12 protein-coding genes are annotated in these 17,285 nt (G+C 61.6%); 5 read left to right on the forward strand and 7 right to left on the reverse strand.

Features of this window, described 5'->3' with window-relative positions; genetic code table 11:
- The first annotated feature begins 171 nt into the window (after positions 1-171).
- From AB7813_RS15765 to AB7813_RS15775, 3 genes are all read left to right on the forward strand, one after another.
- Positions 172-2,475, forward strand: a complete 2,304-nt coding sequence (locus AB7813_RS15765) for a TonB-dependent receptor (RefSeq protein ID WP_439084025.1) — start codon at positions 172-174, stop codon at positions 2,473-2,475.
- Positions 2,476-2,642: 167 nt separating this feature from the next.
- A complete protein-coding gene (locus tag AB7813_RS15770; RefSeq protein WP_093757116.1) occupies positions 2,643-3,659 on the forward strand; it encodes a Fe(3+) ABC transporter substrate-binding protein in 1,017 nt (338 codons plus the stop codon).
- A 187-nt stretch (positions 3,660-3,846) separates the two neighbouring features.
- Positions 3,847-5,520, forward strand: a complete 1,674-nt coding sequence (locus tag AB7813_RS15775) for an ABC transporter permease (RefSeq protein WP_374725605.1) — start codon at positions 3,847-3,849, stop codon at positions 5,518-5,520.
- A 13-nt stretch (positions 5,521-5,533) separates the two neighbouring features.
- On the opposite strand, the gene AB7813_RS15780 is transcribed toward AB7813_RS15775, so the two are convergent.
- The 3 genes from AB7813_RS15780 to AB7813_RS15790 form a co-directional block, all read right to left on the reverse strand.
- The gene (locus AB7813_RS15780; protein WP_439065024.1) at positions 5,534-6,598 is read right to left on the reverse strand and encodes an AI-2E family transporter; all 1,065 of its coding nucleotides are present in this window, start codon (positions 6,596-6,598) and stop codon (positions 5,534-5,536) included.
- Between the two features lie 145 nt (positions 6,599-6,743).
- Positions 6,744-7,394 carry a 3-oxoacid CoA-transferase subunit B gene (locus tag AB7813_RS15785; protein ID WP_068728764.1) on the reverse strand — a complete coding sequence of 217 codons (651 nt, stop codon included), beginning with the start codon at positions 7,392-7,394 and terminating at the stop codon, positions 6,744-6,746.
- Positions 7,395-7,422: 28 nt separating this feature from the next.
- Positions 7,423-8,127, reverse strand: a complete 705-nt coding sequence (locus AB7813_RS15790) for a CoA transferase subunit A (RefSeq protein WP_068728766.1) — start codon at positions 8,125-8,127, stop codon at positions 7,423-7,425.
- A 265-nt stretch (positions 8,128-8,392) separates the two neighbouring features.
- On the opposite strand from AB7813_RS15790, the gene AB7813_RS15795 reads away from it, so the two are divergent.
- Positions 8,393-10,321: an AsmA family protein gene (locus AB7813_RS15795; protein ID WP_184512007.1), complete on the forward strand. Its 1,929-nt coding sequence runs from the start codon at positions 8,393-8,395 to the stop codon at positions 10,319-10,321.
- Between the two features lie 9 nt (positions 10,322-10,330).
- Here the strand turns inward: AB7813_RS15795 and AB7813_RS15800 are convergent, their stop codons facing one another.
- The 4 genes from AB7813_RS15800 to AB7813_RS15815 all read right to left on the reverse strand — a co-directional run bounded on the left by AB7813_RS15800 (position 10,331) and on the right by AB7813_RS15815 (position 15,955).
- Positions 10,331-11,146, reverse strand: coding sequence for an ABC transporter permease (locus AB7813_RS15800; protein ID WP_175367826.1), 816 nt, complete (start codon positions 11,144-11,146; stop codon positions 10,331-10,333).
- Positions 11,146-12,057: an ABC transporter permease gene (locus AB7813_RS15805; protein WP_439065025.1), complete on the reverse strand. Its 912-nt coding sequence runs from the start codon at positions 12,055-12,057 to the stop codon at positions 11,146-11,148. Before AB7813_RS15805 ends, AB7813_RS15800 begins: the two co-directional genes overlap by 1 nt.
- Complete coding sequence (locus tag AB7813_RS15810; protein ID WP_439061947.1) at positions 12,054-13,220, reverse strand: ABC transporter ATP-binding protein; 1,167 nt, start codon at positions 13,218-13,220, stop codon at positions 12,054-12,056. Before AB7813_RS15810 ends, AB7813_RS15805 begins: the two co-directional genes overlap by 4 nt.
- Positions 13,221-13,285: 65 nt before the next feature.
- On the reverse strand, positions 13,286-15,955 hold the full coding sequence (locus AB7813_RS15815) for a sensor domain-containing protein (RefSeq protein ID WP_120287129.1): 2,670 nt from the start codon (positions 15,953-15,955) through the stop codon (positions 13,286-13,288).
- Between the two features lie 190 nt (positions 15,956-16,145).
- Between AB7813_RS15815 and AB7813_RS15820 the strand changes: the two genes are divergently transcribed.
- Complete coding sequence (locus tag AB7813_RS15820) at positions 16,146-17,249, forward strand: NAD(P)/FAD-dependent oxidoreductase (protein WP_439065026.1); 1,104 nt, start codon at positions 16,146-16,148, stop codon at positions 17,247-17,249.
- The last annotated feature ends 36 nt before the right edge of the window (positions 17,250-17,285 follow it).

Below are 17,285 nucleotides of genomic sequence, written 5' to 3' on the forward strand. Positions count from 1 at the left end.
CATTGGTGCATGGATCACACACCCTGAGCATATCCCTCGAAGTTCGATTTATTCTAAACGCCATCTAATTCGCGCCTAATACTCCGGATTGCAGATGTGTCCAAGTGTTTCCGAGGAAGCACAAGGACCGCCGGCGTTTGCGTGAGCGGAGAATATTTCAGGGGCGTAGTAATGACTTCCAGGACTTCTATCGGCGCGCGCGGCACGGCGGCGCGCAAAGCTTTTCTGATTTCGACGAGCGCGGCGGCCATCATCGCGGCTGGATTTTGCATCGCAGAGCCGGCGATTGCGCAGAATGCGAATTCCGGCGCATCGACATTGCCGCCGGTGCAAGTCGACGCTCCCAGCGCACCGCGCGTACGCCGCGCCCAGCCGCAGCGCGCCGCATCCGGACGCGTCGCCCGGACGCGCCCCGTTGCGCCGCAGCCGGTTCGCCAGCCGCTCAGCGTCAACCCCCAAGACGCACAGTCCGGCCAGGTCGGCTACATCACCCGCAATATTTCGAGCGGCACCAAAACCAACACCGCGCTCCTCAACGTGCCGCAATCCGTCACGGTGCTGACGAAGGAATTCATCCGGGATCAGGATTTCCGCAGCATCGGCGAAGCGGTTCGCTATGTGCCGGGCGTCGTGCCGCATCAGGGCGAAGGCAATCGCGATGACGTCGTCATCCGCGGCCAGCGCACCAATGCCGACTTCTTTATCGACGGAATCCGCGACGACGTGCAGTATTTCCGCGATCTCTACAACACCCAGCGCATCGAGGTCCTGAAGGGACCGAATGCCATGATCTTCGGCCGCGGCGGCGGCGGCGGCGTCATCAATCGCGTGCAGAAGGAAGCCGATGGCGTTTCGATCCGCGAAGTGACAGTTCAGGGCGGATCGTTCGACAACAAGCGCGTCACCATCGATACTGGCGGCGCCGTGAACGAGAATGTCGCAGCGCGTATCAACGCAATGTACGAGAATTCCGGAACCTATCGCGACTACGGCCATCTCGAGCGCTATGGCATCAATCCGACCGTTACGATCCGCGGCGAGGATACCAAGGTCAAGCTCAGCTACGAATATCTGCATGACGACCGCACCGCGGATCGCGGCATCCCGGCACAGGGCACCGTACCGGCGCCCACGAATGCACGCCCGACTGTACCATTCGCAACCAATGCTTCGACCTTCTTCGGCAATCCGGACCAGAGCTATTCGAAGCAGGACGTCCACATTGCCAACGCCGTCATCGACCACGATTTCAACAACGGTCTCTCGGTCAAAAATTCGTCGCGCTATGCCAATTACGACAAATTCTACCAGAACGTCTTCCCGACCACGGGGACGTTCGTCACACCGGGCGGTATCGCGTCAATCTCGGCTTACAACAACCTTGCTCAGCGCGAAAACCTCTTCAATCAAACCGACTGGACCTACAAGACCAATACCGGCCCCGTGCTGCACACTATCGTCTTCGGTACCGAGTTCGGACGGCAGAACACTTTCAGCCTCCGCAACACCGGCCAGATCAACGGCGGCACGACCCTGCTCGTTCCCGCGTCCAGCCCGACCACCTTTGCCCCGTGGTCGTTCATCCACAACAACGCCTCCGACAACAACTCCTATGCGACGCTCGACATCGCATCGGTCTATATTCAGGACCAAATCGAGGTCAGCCGTTACCTGCAGTTCATCGGCGGCGTTCGTTACGATCGCTTCGACCTCACGTCGCAGAACCTCAATCCGGGCGGCACCGTAGACAGCCGCGTGGATAACCTGGTGTCGCCACGCGCCGGCGTGATTATCAAGCCGGTCGACAACGTCTCGGTCTATGGCAGCTACAGCATTTCGTATCTGCCAAGCGCCGGCGACCAGTTCAGCTCGCTGACGCCATCGCTCGCCGTCACCGTGCCGGAGAAGTTCATCAATAACGAAGTCGGCGTGAAGTGGGACATCACCCCACGGCTGCAGGCCTCCGCGGCAATCTACGACCTCGACCGGGAGAACCAGAGGTTCATCGTGGGCGGCCAGGTTGTCGCCCTTGGCAAGACCTACACCAAGGGTGCTGAGCTCAGCCTAACCGGCTATGTCACCGATCAGTGGCAGGTCACCGGCGGCTACGCCTACACCGACGCGCGCATCGTCGATGCCAGCTCCGCCACGATCGTCGCGGGCAACCGCGTCGGCCTGGTGCCGTTCAATACCTTCACCATGTGGAACAAATATCAGTTCAATGAGATGTGGGGTGCCGGCCTCGGTATCATCCATTACGACGACTTCTTCGCCACGTCGGATGATACAGTGAAGCTGAAAGCCTTCACCCGCGTCGATGCCGCAATCTACTTCCGGCTCGACAAGACGTGGCGTGCCCAGCTGAACATCGAGAACCTGTTCGATACCAGCTACTACGCCACCGCCGATGCGGCCAACAACATCACGCCGGGCTCGCCGCGTGCGTTCCGGGCTTCGGTGACGGCGAACTTCTAAGAGCTCTCGACAGTGGGCCGCAGGTAAGCCGTTGCTTATCTGCGGCCCACTTTCGAATCTGGAATCAATCTAATCTTTTGTCACGCGACGTTCAGTCACTGACATTCGAACGCCCACTGCGCTACTCCACCTGACATTGTAGATACGCCCCTTGCCGGAGCCATTTCATGATCAAGCATCACGCCCTCGCCACCGCCGTCGTCTTCGCCGCCCTCGGTGCTTCAGCGCTGCAGGCCGCCGAAGAGGTCAATGTCTATACTTATCGCGAGACCAAGCTCGTGCAGCCGATCTTCGAGGCCTTCACCAAGGACACCGGCGTGAAGGTCAATGTGATCTCGGCGAGTTCGGGCCTCGAGCAACGCATGAAGGCCGAAGGCGCCAACAGCCCGGCGGACGTGCTGCTGACGGTAGATATCGGCCGCATCGACGAGGCCGTGCAGGCGGGCGTGACGCAGCCGATGAAATCCGAGGTGATCGAGAAGGTCGTGCCGGCGCAATATCGCGATCCCGACGGCCACTGGGCCGGCATCTCGATGCGCGCCCGCGTGATCTATGCGTCGAAGGATCGCGTCAAGCAGGACGCCATCACCTATGAGGAACTGGCCGATCCGAAGTGGAAGGGCAAGATCTGCATTCGCTCCGGCCAGCACATCTACAATAACGGCCTGTTCGCCGCCTATGTCGCCAAGCACGGCGAGGCCAAGGCCGAAGAATGGCTGCGCGGCGTCAAGGCCAATCTGGCGCAGAAGCCCTCGGGCGGCGACCGCGAGACCGCGCGGGACGTTGCAGCCGGCAAATGCGATCTCGGTATCGGCAACACCTATTACTGGGCGCTGATGATGAATGCCGATCCCGACAAGAAGCCGTGGGCGGAAGCCACCAAGGTGATCCTGCCGACCTTCGAAGGCGGCGGCACCCATGTGAACCTGTCCGGCGTGCTGCTTGCCAAACATGCGCCGAACAAGGCCAATGCCATGAAGCTGATCGAATGGCTCGCCGGCGAGCATGCCCAGCAGGTCTATGCCGACGCCAATTACGAATATCCCGTGCGCGCCGGCATCACGATCAATCCGACCATCGCGGGCTACGGCAAGCTCAATGCCGATCCGATGCCCATCGCCAAGATTGCCGCCAACCGCAAAGCCGCGTCGACGCTGGTGGACAAGGTCGGGTTTGATAATTGAGCCCGGCTATTGCTCCGTAGGCTGCGATGATACACAGCCTATCAGTATGTTGTCCCCGCCCTGTGTGCCTGCAGCGCACACGGGGCGGGGACCCATACGCACCGAACTCTCGGTAGGGCGCTGTGGCTACGGCAATTTCTGACTTACTTCTCCTTGGGGTATGGATCCCCGCCTTCGCGGGGATGACATGCGGAGAGTGCCCACATGGGCATGCACGCCCGTGAGGCCTTCCCGCACCGAAGCGCTCGCGATTCTCGTCGCAGTTGCCACCGCACTCCTCGTGGCAGCGCCCGTGATCAGCATCGCATTACTCGCGCTGCAGCCGGAGCCTGAGCTTTGGCAGCATCTGATTGCCTATGTATTACCGCAAGCGCTGCGCGACACCGCAGCCCTCCTGATCGGCGTCGGTATCGTTACGCTCACAGTCGGTGCCGGCACCGCATGGCTGGTCTCGGCGCACGATTTCCCCGGCCGCACGCTCATGCTCTGGCTCTTGCCGCTGCCGCTGGCGATTCCGACCTATCTCGCCGCTTACGTCTATGTGGACCTGTTCGAGCCACTGGGTCTCGTCCATCGCGCGCTGGCAACGGCAATGTCGTTGCCCGGCGCGATCGGGTGGCTGCCGAGCCTGCGTTCGTTGCCCGGCGCCATCTTCGTGATCGGCATCGTGTTGTATCCCTACGTCTATCTCTCTGCCCGCGCGATGTTCCAGCATCGCAGCGCCGATTTTGCTGAAGCCGCGAAGATACTCGGTGCCGATCGCTGGACGACGTTCCGCCGGGTCTCGCTACCGATGGCGCGCCCCGCCCTCGCTGTGGGCCTCGCACTGGTATCGCTGGAAACGCTGAATGACATCGGCGCCAGCGAATATCTGGGCATTCGTACGCTTACCGTCTCGGTTTTCACGACCTGGCTCAATCGCGGCAGCCTTGCAGGTGCCGCGCAGCTGTCATTGTTCATGCTCGCCATCGTCGGGGTACTGATCACCATCGAGCGCTTCGGCCGCCGCGAAGGCAGCGTGGAATTCTCTTCGGAGAATCCGAGACTGGCACCGCGCACGCCTTTGACGGGTGCACGCGGATGGCTTGCTTTCACCGCCTGTCTCCTCCCTGCCCTGCTCGGCTTCGCCGTGCCCTTGCTCTATCTACTGCGTGAAAGCCTGCGTCGCGGTCTGCTGTCGATGGAAACGACGGTTTGGCGCGATGCCGGCCACACCATTGCGCTGGCCGCAATTGCCACAGGAGCTGCGCTGCTTCTCGGGCTTGTGGTGATCGTCGCTCAGCGCTGGCGTGCTTCGCGGCTGACCAACCTGTCGGTCGCCGTCGCTCAGACCGGCTATGCGCTGCCCGGAACGGTGCTGGCGCTGGGTCTACTGACGCCGGTGCTGTTCATCGACAATGGATTCAGCAAGCTCGCCGGATGGCTCAGTCTCGCTTCGCCCGGGCTTGTCATGGTCGGCTCCGGCGCCGCCGTGGTGATCGCCTACGTGATCCGGTTCCTGGCGGTGCCGACCGGTTTCATCAAGGCCGGCTTCGAGCACATCCCCGTCGATTACGACGACAGCGCCCGCGCCGCCGGCGCGCCGGCAATCACCACGCTGCGCATGATTCAACTGCCACTATTGCGTCCAGCATTGTTCGGCGCCGTCATCGTCGTCTTCGTGGATTGCCTGAAAGAATTGCCAGCAACGCTGTTACTGCGACCGCTCAATGTCGAAACGCTCGCGACATCGATCTATCAATATGCCAGTCGGGGCAGCTTCGAAGAGGGCGCACTCGCCGCACTGCTGATCGTCGCTGCGAGCATCGGTCCGGTGGTCTGGCTGACGCGGTTTGCGGATGTCCCGCAGGGGCCGGTCTGAGTATCAACGCTGATTAAGCGGCGTCGCCTGTAACTTCCTTTCGCGACTGCGCGAAAATCGCCCAGCCCGCAACAAACATTGCAGCGATTACCGGACCGACGACGAAGCCATTGAGGCCCAGCGCATCGATGCCCCCGAGCGTCGCGATCAGCACCAGATAGTCCGGCAGCTTGGTATCCTTGCCGACCAGCATCGGGCGCAGGATGTTGTCGACCAGACCGATGACGAGAAATCCATAGGCGATCAGGATGACACCCTGAACGACCGAGCCCGTCGCAAGCAGATAAAGCGCGACCGGCATCCAGACGAGGCCAGCTCCCACCGCAGGCAACAGCGACAGAAACGCCATCAGCACGGCCCACAGCAACGCGGCATTGATGCCAAGGATCCAGAAGATCAACCCGCCGAGCGCGCCCTGTGCCAGCGCCACCAGAATGCCGCCCTTCACCGTGGCGCGGATCACCACCGTGAACTTCTCCATCAGATCGTCACGCAGCTCGGGCCGCAGCGGGATCGCATCCTTCACACGCTGCGACAACGCTTCGCCGTCCTTGAACAGGAAAAACAGCAGATAGAGCATGATGCCGAGATTGATGATGAAGTCGAACGTGCTCTGGCCGATGTTCAGCGCCTGCGATGCGAAGTACTGACTGCCTTTGACGAGACCCTCGGTCAACTTGTCCTGCATGCCGCCGAGATTGGCGACGCCGAAGCGATCCAGCAGTCCCTTCGCCCATTGTGGGACGGCATCGAGTATCTGCTGCAGAAACGTGCCGAGATTGAATTGGCCAGATTTCATCTTGCCGACGACGACGGCCGCTTCCTGCGCCAGCGATGCGCCAACGAGTGTCAGCGGCAGGATCACGATCAACACGATCAGACCTACGGTGAGCAGAGCTGCCGAATTTGGATGCTTCGGCATACGGCGCTCCAGCCGCCGGTGCATCGGTGCGAACATGATCGCGATGACGACGCCCCACAGGATCGCGCTGTAGAACGAGCTCATGATCCAGCCGAAGGCCAACGTGACCACGACGATCAGAAGCAGGAAGAAACGGTCTTCGAGACTGGCGCGCATGTCGGCTTCCTAGAGCATGACCCGGAAAAGTGGCAACCGGTTTTCCGATTGATCATGCTCAACTAAAGAGATGAAAAGGCAGATACTAACACGAATGCCCGGCACGAGGCCGGGCATCATGTCAACGTTCGGAGCACGCAATCGTTCAGGTATTGGTCAGCGCGACCCGGAATTCAGCTTCGGTATTGGCCTTCACCTCATCGAGCGTCACGCCATCGGCGAGTTCGATCAGGGCCATGCCGTCATTGCCATGCTTGTCGATGGTGAACACTGCGAGATCGGTGACGACCATGTCGACGACGCGCTCGCCGGTGAGCGGCAGATTGCAGCTCTTCAGCAGCTTGGCGCCGTCCTTGGCCGAGTGCTCCATCACGACGACGACGCGCTTGACGCCGGCGACGAGGTCCATCGCGCCGCCCATGCCCTTCACCATCTTGCCTGGGATCATCCAGTTGGCGAGATCGCCATTCTGGGCGACCTGCATGGCACCGAGGATCGACAAATCAATATGACCGCCACGGACCATGCCGAACGAATCCGCCGACGAGAAATAGCTGGTCTCCGGCAGTTCGGTGACGGTCTGCTTGCCGGCATTGATGAGGTCCGGATCTTCGTCGCCCTCATAGGGGAAAGGGCCCATGCCGAGCATGCCGTTCTCGCTCTGCAGCTGAACGTCGACGCCTTCGGGAATGTAGTTTGACACCAGCGTCGGAATACCAATGCCGAGATTGACGTAATATCCGTCGCGCAGTTCCTTAGCCGCGCGCGCTGCCATTTGATCACGGGTCCAAGCCATCGTTCTCTCCTGTTTTTGCTTTTGGCGGTTACGCGGGACGCTGACGCGAGGTGACTTTTTCGATCCGCTTCTTGCCGGTACCGACCTCGACAATGCGCTTCACAAAAATGCCGGGGGTGTGAATGTGATCCGGATCGATCTCGCCGGCCGGCACCAGATGCTCGACTTCGGCAATGGTGATCTTGGCGGCGGTCGCCATCATCGGGTTAAAGTTGCGGGCGGTCTTGCGATAGACGAGGTTGCCGGCGGTATCGCCCTTCCAGGCGTGCACGATGGCAATGTCGGCGAACAGACCACGCTCCAGCATGTAGGTCTCGCCATTGAATTCCATGGTCGGCTTGCCTTCCGAGATCAGCGTGCCGACGCCGGTCTTGGTGTAAAAGCCAGGAATGCCGGCGCCGCCGGCGCGGATACGCTCGGCCAGCGTGCCCTGCGGGGAGAATTCGAGTTCCAGTTCGCCGGCCAGATACTGCTGGGCGAACAGCTTGTTCTCGCCGACATAGGACGAGATCATCTTCTTGATCTGGCGGGTTTCCAGCAGGCGCGACAGGCCGATGCCGTCGACGCCGGCGTTATTGGACACCACGGTGAGGTCCTTGACCCCGGAATCGCGCAATGCGTCCGACAGGTCCTCGGCAATGCCGCAGAGGCCGAAGCCGCCGGACATGATCATCATGCCGTCCTTGAGAATGCCATCGAGTGCCGATTTGGCGTCGGGGTAGACCTTGTTCATGGGAATCGACCTGATGCAGGAATGCGCTGAGAACCCAGCGGGCGCGGGCGGCTATGTCGTGGATTATTAGGCGGAAACTCCGCGACAGGTCAATCGCGGGGGACTGCGACCCCATCACCCCCGCTATGGCCTTGAAAGCGTCAAGAAAACCCTTCAAATTGAGGACCTTGGACGTGGGCGCACGTGGATGCCGCCCCGCTATGTGTGACCACCAACCAACCCGGATAGTTCATTGACGAGTGCCCAAGGAATAAGACGCCTGGGGATGCCGATTGCGGCGCTCCTGGGTGTTGCAGTGATCGGGCTGTTTGCCATGTCGTGGTTGCTTAACCGCGATACGCTGCGTCATGCCGTGGAGGCCCAGATCCGCGCCGTGACCGGGCTGGATTTCGTCGTCAACGGCGCGGTGGATGTCTCGGTCTTTCCAGGCAGCTATGTCTCGTTTCACGATGTCGGCCTGAAAGGCGGCGGGTCGATCGATCCCGCTTTGACGGTCGATGTGCTGACGGCCAATCTCCGGCTGTTGCCGCTGCTGCTTCAGCGTTTCGAGATCGCCGACATGATGATGCTGCGGCCACGTATCCGCGTGATCCGCGAGGCCTCCGGCGAAAGCAACTGGACTCCATTCATCGAGTCCATCGCCCGCACCATGAGGCCGGGCGCTGAACAGCCACTATCCTTCTCCGAGATCCGCATCCAGGACGGCGTGCTGCACTATCAGGACCCGCACAACACCGAGCGTCTCGGCGACATCGACCTGTCACTGGCCTGGCCATCGATCTCGCGCTCGTTCGCTGCAACCGGCCAGTTCGACTGGCGCGGCGAACGCATCGACGGCAGCCTCAGCGTCAGCGACTTCATTGCCGCACTGTCCGGCGAGCGCTCCGGTGTAAAGGCCCGCATCGCTGGTGCGCCGATCAAGCTGGCATTCGACGGCACCGTCGCCAACAAGGCCAGTCTGGTCATGGAAGGCACGTTGACTGCTGACAGCCTGTCGCTGCGCAATGCGCTGCGCTGGGTCGGTCAGGCACCGCCCGGCTCCGGCGGTTTCGGCCGCTTTGCCCTGAAGGCGCGCGCCAGCCTGGTCGGTCCGTCGATCGCGCTGACCAATGTCAATGTCGAGCTCGACGGCAACAGCGCCGAAGGCGTCATGACCTACAGCAACACCGGCCGTCAGACGCTGCAGGCCACCCTGGCTGCCGGCGCACTCGACTTCACGCCCTATGTGTCTACCGTGCGGCTGCTGGCCTCCGGCGCCCGTGACTGGAACCGGCAGTTGTTCGATCTGAACGCGCTGTCCACCACGGATCTCGACATGCGCCTGTCGGCCGCCAAGGTCACAGTTGGCTCCTCAGTGCTCGGCCGCACCGCGCTCGGCGCCAACCTGCGCGGCGGCACACTGGCGCTGTCGGTGGGTGAAGCGCAGATGTATGGCGGCATCGTCCGTGGTTCGTTCAATGTTGCCCATTCCGATGCCGTGGCCGATGTGAAGGCCCAGTTCCAGTTCAGCGATGTCGATCTGCAGGCCTGTGCCAGCGATCTGTTCGGCGTCAACAAGCTCACCGGCCGCGGCAATCTCAGCATGATGCTGGAGGCCTCGGGCTCATCGCCTTTCGGCCTCGCACAATCACTCGACGGCACCGCGACGTTGACCGGTCATGACGGCGCCATCAGTGGCTTCAACGTCGAACAGTTGCTGAAGCGGTTGGAGCGACGTCCGCTGTCCGGCGCCGGCAATTTCCGCTCGGGTTCGACGCCGTTCAACACGCTCAACATGTCCGTGAAATTCAACGACGGTATCGCCACCGCACAGGATATCCGGATCGATGGTCCCGCTGCGAAACTGACGCTGACCGGTACCGCGTCGGTGCCGGCGCGTGAATATGATTTCAAGGGCATTGCCAGTCTCAATCCGGCAACCAACGGCACCGGCGGCTTCGAGTTGCCTTTTGTGATCCAAGGCCCGTGGGACGATCCGCTGATCTTCCCAGATCCGGAAAGCCTGATCCGCCGGTCGCCGGGCGCGGCGCCTTTGCTGGATGCGGTAAAGGATCGCAAGACCCGCGACGCTGTACGCTCGGTGATCGAGCGCTTTACGGGCGTGCCGAAGCAGGCGCCGATAGCAGAGCCGGATAAGCCCGCCGATGCACCTGCGGCGGCAGCACCTGCGGATGCAGCACCAAAGGCGAACTAACTTTTTGCCTTACAACGGCGCGGCGCTTTCGCCGCGGGCGCTCGACAGTTTCGACACTAGCGATGCCAGCACGATAACGACGGCGATGAAACCGACGATCAGCGTGCAGATCGCGTTGATCTCCGGCTTCACGCCGAGACGCACTTCCGAATAGATCCGGATCGGTAGCGTCGCCGAACCCGGCCCGGTCGTAAAACTAGCGATGACGAGGTCGTCCAGCGACAGTGTGAAGGCCAGCATCCAGCCCGCTGCAATGGCCGGCCAGATCAGCGGCAACGTGACGGCTATAAATGCGCGGAGCGGATCGCGGCCGAGATCCATCGCCGCTTCCTCGAGGCTGCGATCGATCCCGGCGAGACGCGACTGTACCACGACAGCGACGAAGCACATGGTCAGTGTGGTGTGGGCGATGGTCACCGTGACAAAGCCGCGCCCGGCATCCAGCGCCACGAACAGCAGCAGCAGCGACAGGCCGGTAATCACTTCGGGCATCACCAGCGGCGCATAGAGCATCCCGGACATCAGCATCCGGCCGCGAAATCCCGCGCCACGCGTCAACGCTATCGCGGCCAAAGTGCCGAGCAGCGTTGCCAGTGTTGCTGACACGACACCCACACGGAGACTCATCCAGGCAGCGTCCAGCATCGCGCGGTCGTTGAAAAATTCGGTGTACCAGCGCGTCGACCAGCCGCCCCACACGGTCACGAGGCGAGACGCGTTGAACGAATAGATGACCAGAATGACGATCGGCAGATAGAGAAACGCCAGACCAAGCACCAGCGACGTGACGTTAAAGCGCGACAGGCGGAGCGGATGCACGGCCATCAGCGCGCCTCCAGCTGCCGGCGCTGCAGCCGGTCATAGACCAATAACGGGATCAACAGCAGCCCGAGCAACAAGATGGCGGTGGCAGAGGCGACCGGCCAATCCTTGTTGGTGAAGAATTCGAGCCACAGCGTCTGGCCGATCATCAGCGAATTCGATCCGGCAAGCAGATCGGGAATGACAAATTCGCCCATGATCGGAATGAAGCAGAGCAGTGCACCGGCGCCGACGCCACGCAGCGACAAGGGAACCGTCACCAGCCAGAAGGCGTCGATGCGCGAGACGCCGAGATCGGCGGCGGCCTCGATCAGCGACGGGTCCTGCTTCGCCAGCGTGGCATAGAGCGGCAGGATCATGAAAGGCAGATAGGAATAGACGATGCCGAGATACATCGCACTGTCGGTGGAGAGCCACACGATTGGCGTCGATACGACGTGCAGCGCAAGAAGGACCTTATTGAGCAAGCCGTCATGCTGCAGGATGTTGATCCAGGCATAGATGCGGATCAGGAACGAGGTCCAGAACGGCACGATCACCAGCATCATCGCAATGCCCTGCCAGCGTCGCGGCAAACGCGCCATGCCATAGGCGATGGGATAACCGACCGCGAGCAAGATCAGGGTCGACACGACGGCGACGAGGACACTGCGCAGATAGGACGCAAGATAGAGATTGTCGGAAACGAGCAGCCGGAAATTATCCAGCGACAGCGCGATAAACGACGCCTTTAGCCCGGCGATTCCTTCGGACAGACTGAACACCGGCAGATAAGGCGGCTGCGCAATCGCCGTCTGCGACAGGCTGATCTTCAGCACGAAACCGAACGGCACCAGAAAGAACAGCACCATCCAGACATAGGGCGGGATGGCAGCCAGCCGCGCCGGCGCCGTGAAGATGCGACGCGCGCTCATTGAACCAGCACCACGCAATCATCGGGGGCGAACCATGCCGCAACGCGCTCGCCGATCGAATAGGCATCAACATCGAGCCGCGCGGTATTGGCGAGAGCGACCCGCAATGTGGCTCCGCGGTCGAGCTTCACTTTGTAGAGCGAGCGACCGCCGAGATAGCCGACGTCGGAAATGACACCCTCAAGGCTATTCATGGCGCCGCTATTGACGAGGTCCGTCGCCGGCCCGCGACGCGACAACCGGATCTTCTCCGGGCGGATCGCAACACAGATGACCGCATCGCCGACGGGCTGTCGCGGCTCAATCGCAAACAGGGTTCCTACATCGCGGCCTGCAATGGTCAGGCGATGACTGTCACGATGCGTGATCCCGCCCTCGATGATGTTGATGTCGCCGACGAACTCCGCGACCCAGCGCGATGCAGGCGCCTCATAAAGCTGTCGCGGTGTCGCGACCTGTTGCAGGCGACCGTCATTCATGACGCCGATACGGTCGGCCATGGTCATCGCCTCCTCCTGATCGTGGGTGACGATCACGAAGGTGGTGCCGAGCTGGCGCTGCAGCGCCATCAATTCGACCTGGGTTTCCTCGCGCAGTTTCTTGTCGAGAGCTGCCAGCGGCTCATCGAGCAGCAACAATTGCGGATGCCGCGCCAGCGCCCGGGCGAGCGCCACGCGTTGTTTCTGGCCGCCCGATAATTGATCCGGTCGGCGTTTCTCCAGTCCCTGGAGCTTGACCAGCGCCACCATTTCGGCAACCCGCGTATCGATGCCGAGACGCGTCAGGCTAGCGCTCTTGAGACCGAAACCGATATTGTCGCGCACGTTGAGATGCGGAAACAGCGCGTAGTTTTGGAACATCATGTTGACGGGCCGCTGATGCGGCAAGACCGCGGCGATATCCTCGCCGTTCAACTCGATCTTGCCCGTGTCCGGCGCTTCGAAACCTGCCAGCATGCGCAGTAACGTGGTCTTGCCACAACCGCTCGGGCCGAGCAGCGCGAAGAATTCACCGGCCTTGATGTCCAAAGAGAGATTGTCCACTGCGCTATGCGCGCCGAATTTTTTGGTGACACCGTCGATCCGCAGCAAGGGCGTGGGATAGGCGATGACCGGCGCATCGCTGGCCGCCGGATCCGCGACTGTCGCAGTGAGATTCGTCATAACCGCAAGCTAGCCGCGGAACGCCGCGGGCTCAACAGCATCAGCACTTCGCAACGGCCTGTCGCTCAACCGACCATGCGCGCGGCGGGCGCAGCGGCGGCAATCCGTCCGACCAGCGCAGCATATTGCGCAATCGGGGCAGGACGCCCGATGAAGTAGCCTTGTACGCCGTCGCAGCCTTCGCTGGCGAGGAAGCAGAGTTGCTCGTGGGTCTCGACGCCTTCCGCAACGATCGCGACGTCGAGGCCATGGCCCAGCCCGATGACCGCGCGCACGATGGCAGCGGACTGCGGATTGAGCCCCAGATTGATCACGAAAGCGCGGTCAATCTTGATCTTGTCGAACGGGAATGCCTGCAGATAGGTCAGCGACGAATAGCCGGAGCCGAAGTCGTCCATCGAGATGCGCACGCCGAGCGCCTTCAACCGCCGCAGCAATGCGACGCCGCGATCGAAATCCTCGATCAGCACACCCTCGGTGATTTCCAGCTCAAGGCGACCGGGCTGCAGGCCGGTTTCGAGCAGGATTGAATGCACGAGGCCGACGAGATCACCATGCATGAACTGCGCGGGCGACAGATTGACCGCGATCTGCAGCGGCACCGGCCACGAGGCAGCCTCAAGGCAGGCCTGGCGCAGGATCCACTCGCCCATCTCGACGATCAGGCCACTTTCTTCGGCCAGCGGAATGAAGTCTCCGGGCGGCACGAAACCGCGCGTCGGATGAATCCACCGCGCCAGTGCCTCGAAGCCCGTAATGTCGGCATCGACGACGGTCTGGCCAGCGCGAGCCTGGGGCTGGTAGTGCAGCGACAATTCGCCATTGCGGATCGCGGCCGAGAGGTCCTGATGCAGCACGCGGCGATCGCGCAGTTGCTGGTCCATTTGCGGCTCGAAGATGCTGATCGAACCGCGCGACTGCGACTTGGCACGGAACAGCGCCGCGCCGGAATTCGCCAGCAACGCGGCCGGGTCATGGCCGTCGCGCGGGAACAGCGAGATGCCCGTGGTGACGCCTGTACGCACCGATTTGCCCTCGATCGGGAATTCCTCCGCAAGGGCCGCGGAGATCCGCTCTGCGATCAACAGCCCGGCCGCGGGCTGCGCGCCGTCGATGATCACGCCGAACTCGTCACCGCCGAGCCGCGCCACAACTCCGCCGCCCACGGCTGCATCGACACGACGCGACACTTCGATCAGCAGCTTGTCACCGATGGCGTGACCGAAGACATCGTTGACCTCCTTCAGGCCGTCGAGATCGATCGACAGCACCGCGAATTCCTCGGAAGTCTCGCCGCAGGCATCGATCATCTGCGACAGGGCCTGCAAAAAGGCCGGGCGGTTCGGCAGATCGGTCAGGCCGTCGTGATAGGCCATATGCGCCATCCGCGCCTCGGTCTGGCGGCGGTCGGTGACATCTTCGTGGGTCTTGATCAGATATTGCGGCTCGCCTGCTTCGTCGAGCACGGTGACCCGCCGGGTCAGGAACAGCCGCAATCCGTCGCGCGTGCTGATCGGATGCTCTTCCGCAATCGGTGTTCGGCCCCTGATCGCGGCCTGATCCCGGCTGACGATCAGCTTCGCTTCTTCCGGGCGAAGCATTTCGGGAACCGTCAGACCGATAGCGTCTTCGCGCTTCCGACCCAAAATGACCTCTGCGCCGCGGTTGGCGAACAGATAACGACCGGTGCTGATCTGCTGCACCATCAGCGACACAGGAATGTTGTCGAGCACGGTCTCAAGGAATTTCTTGGCGTTCTCCAGTTCCTTGGACAGCGACTTGCGGTCGGTCACATCCTCGAACAGCGCAATCAGAAATGCCGGCTCATTGCGTTCGTTAAAGGCAATCACGCGATTGCTATCCAGCGTGCGGAGGTCTGAACCAATCTCCACATTGAACTCGCTGCGACACTGACTGCGCGTTTCCACTGCCAGGGCATCGGCTTCGGCAATCGCTTTCGCAGACTGTGCGGAGAATATCTGATCCGGTCGCTTGCCAACGATCTTATCGCGCGAGAGCCGAGAGAAGGTCTCGAAAGCCCGGTTGGCGAAGATATAGCGGCCATCGTCAATGGTCTTGGCCGCGACGCAGATCGGGACGTGATCAAGGACAGATTCGAGGAATTGCTTGGTGGTCGCAAGCTCGCGCTGCAGGAAACGCTGCTCGGTGCAGTCCTCATGAATGCCAATGGCGCCGCCATTGGGAAGCCGGCTGAACTTGACGTGAACGGATTGCCCGCCGGGCATTTCGGCAATGTACTCGCCGGCGGAAACAGTCTGCTCGTAGAAGCTCTGGGTGGCCAGATCGAGCTTGCCACGCTGGCGGCGTAACTCCCGCAATTCTGGACCGGTAATATCCTTGGTGATGTCGGCGCGCGTCAGGTCGTAGATCTCAAGATAGCGATCGTTGCAAAACACGACCCGCTTCTGGTCGTCGAGCATCACGATGCCTTGGCCGAGATGATTGAGGGCAGAACCGACAAACGCATTGCGACGATGCTGCTCGCGACGCACATTGCGCAGCGCCGAGGCGACCCACAGCACAATGGCGGCGAGAAATGCCAGCGCGACAAATCCACCGATGAGGATCTGCCAGATCATTTGCGGGTCGAGTTCACTGATATAATGAACCGCCGGGGATTCTGCGTGGGCTCCGGCAATGCTGCCGAGAAGGCACGCGACTGCGATGACGGACACTGCCGCCTTGCTGTCTGATCGCCCGATCTTGCCAGTCATTACACACCCGCGTATTCGCAGCGTGAGTGTTTGGTTACAGGTATGTGGATCAGGTAAATGCGTATCGTCGCACCTGCAGAATGCGGCGAAATTTGGTGGTAATTAGCTGTGATGCTTAATGTTTTACTAATGCGCCACATGCGCAAGGTCGAACCGCAGCTGACCGGCGCAGCAAACTATCGGACGCGACATGGACAAGGTTGAATGCGTGGTGGTGGGCGCCGGCGTCGTGGGTCTTGCGATCGCCCGGCGACTGGCGGAAGCGGGACGCGAGGTCATCGTGCTAGAGGCCGCGGACGCGATCGGTACCGTGACCTCGTCGCGCAACAGCGAGGTCATCCATGCCGGCATCTATTATCCGGCCGGAAGCCTGATGGCACGGCTCTGCGTCGCTGGAAAACAGGCGCTCTATGATTATTGCCGCGATCGCGGCATCCCACATCGCAACTCCGGGAAACTGATCGTCGCCACACGTCCGGAGGAGATCGCCAAACTGGCGTCGATCAAAGCGCATGCCGAAGCCAATGGCGTCGCTGATCTCGAGCAATTATCCGGGACAGAGGCACGGGCGCTGGAGCCGGCATTGGCTTGCGAAGCCGCGCTGTTGTCCCCCTCCACCGGAATCGTCGATAGCCACAGCTACATGTTGTCGCTGCGCGGTGAAGCGGAAGCCGCCGGCGCGGCCTTCGCATTCCTCGCGCCGCTGGAACGTGGCCGGGTCACCGCCGACGGTTTCGAACTGGATGTCGGCGGCGAGGCTCCGATGACACTAGCCTGCGACATGCTGATCAATTCAGCAGGCCTGTCCGCAACCGCGATCGCCCGCATGCTCGACGGCATGCCGCTCGACCTGATACCGCCCGCTTATCTGGCGAAAGGCTGTTATTTCAGCTGCAATGCGAAAGCACCGTTCTCGCGGCTGATCTATCCCGTGCCGGAACCGGGCGGCCTCGGGGTGCATCTGACGCTCGATCTGGCCGGCCAGGCGCGTTTCGGCCCTGACGTCGAGTGGGTGGATCACATCGACTACACGGTCGATCCGGCACGCGGAGAGAGGTTCTATCCGGCTATCAGGCGCTACTGGCCAAGTCTGCCGGACGGCGCATTAATGCCGAGCTATTCAGGAATGCGGCCGAAGATCGTGCCGCCCGCAGTCGCGGTGCAGGATTTCATGATCCAGGGTGCCCAGACCCATGGCGTGCCGGGCCTTATCAACCTGTTCGGCATCGAGTCACCGGGGCTGACATCATCGCTGGCCATCGCGGACTACGTGGCTGAGATGGCGGGACATTGAACGCGAAAGGTTGCAGGCGAAGCGATCCAGGCCAAC

Origin of the sequence: Tardiphaga sp. 20_F10_N6_6 (assembly GCF_052076045.1) — a bacterium.
Classification (GTDB): Bacteria; Pseudomonadota; Alphaproteobacteria; order Rhizobiales; family Xanthobacteraceae; genus Tardiphaga; species Tardiphaga robiniae.

Excerpts from the sequence above, each read along its gene's own strand:
- AB7813_RS15815 (WP_120287129.1), bottom strand. The coding sequence starts at position 15,955 with ATGACTGGCAAGATCGGGCGATCAGACAGCAAGGCGGCAGTGTCCGTC.
- AB7813_RS15765 (WP_439084025.1), top strand. The coding sequence starts at position 172 with ATGACTTCCAGGACTTCTATCGGCGCGCGCGGCACGGCGGCGCGCAAA.
- AB7813_RS15785 (WP_068728764.1), bottom strand. The coding sequence starts at position 7,394 with ATGGCTTGGACCCGTGATCAAATGGCAGCGCGCGCGGCTAAGGAACTG.
- AB7813_RS15770 (WP_093757116.1), top strand. The coding sequence starts at position 2,643 with ATGATCAAGCATCACGCCCTCGCCACCGCCGTCGTCTTCGCCGCCCTC.
- AB7813_RS15775 (WP_374725605.1), top strand. The coding sequence starts at position 3,847 with ATGCGGAGAGTGCCCACATGGGCATGCACGCCCGTGAGGCCTTCCCGC.
- AB7813_RS15820 (WP_439065026.1), top strand. The coding sequence starts at position 16,146 with ATGGACAAGGTTGAATGCGTGGTGGTGGGCGCCGGCGTCGTGGGTCTT.
- AB7813_RS15805 (WP_439065025.1), bottom strand. The coding sequence starts at position 12,057 with ATGAGCGCGCGTCGCATCTTCACGGCGCCGGCGCGGCTGGCTGCCATC.
- AB7813_RS15780 (WP_439065024.1), bottom strand. The coding sequence starts at position 6,598 with ATGCGCGCCAGTCTCGAAGACCGTTTCTTCCTGCTTCTGATCGTCGTG.
- AB7813_RS15790 (WP_068728766.1), bottom strand. The coding sequence starts at position 8,127 with ATGAACAAGGTCTACCCCGACGCCAAATCGGCACTCGATGGCATTCTC.
- AB7813_RS15800 (WP_175367826.1), bottom strand. The coding sequence starts at position 11,146 with ATGGCCGTGCATCCGCTCCGCCTGTCGCGCTTTAACGTCACGTCGCTG.
- AB7813_RS15795 (WP_184512007.1), top strand. The coding sequence starts at position 8,393 with ATGCCGATTGCGGCGCTCCTGGGTGTTGCAGTGATCGGGCTGTTTGCC.
- AB7813_RS15810 (WP_439061947.1), bottom strand. The coding sequence starts at position 13,220 with ATGACGAATCTCACTGCGACAGTCGCGGATCCGGCGGCCAGCGATGCG.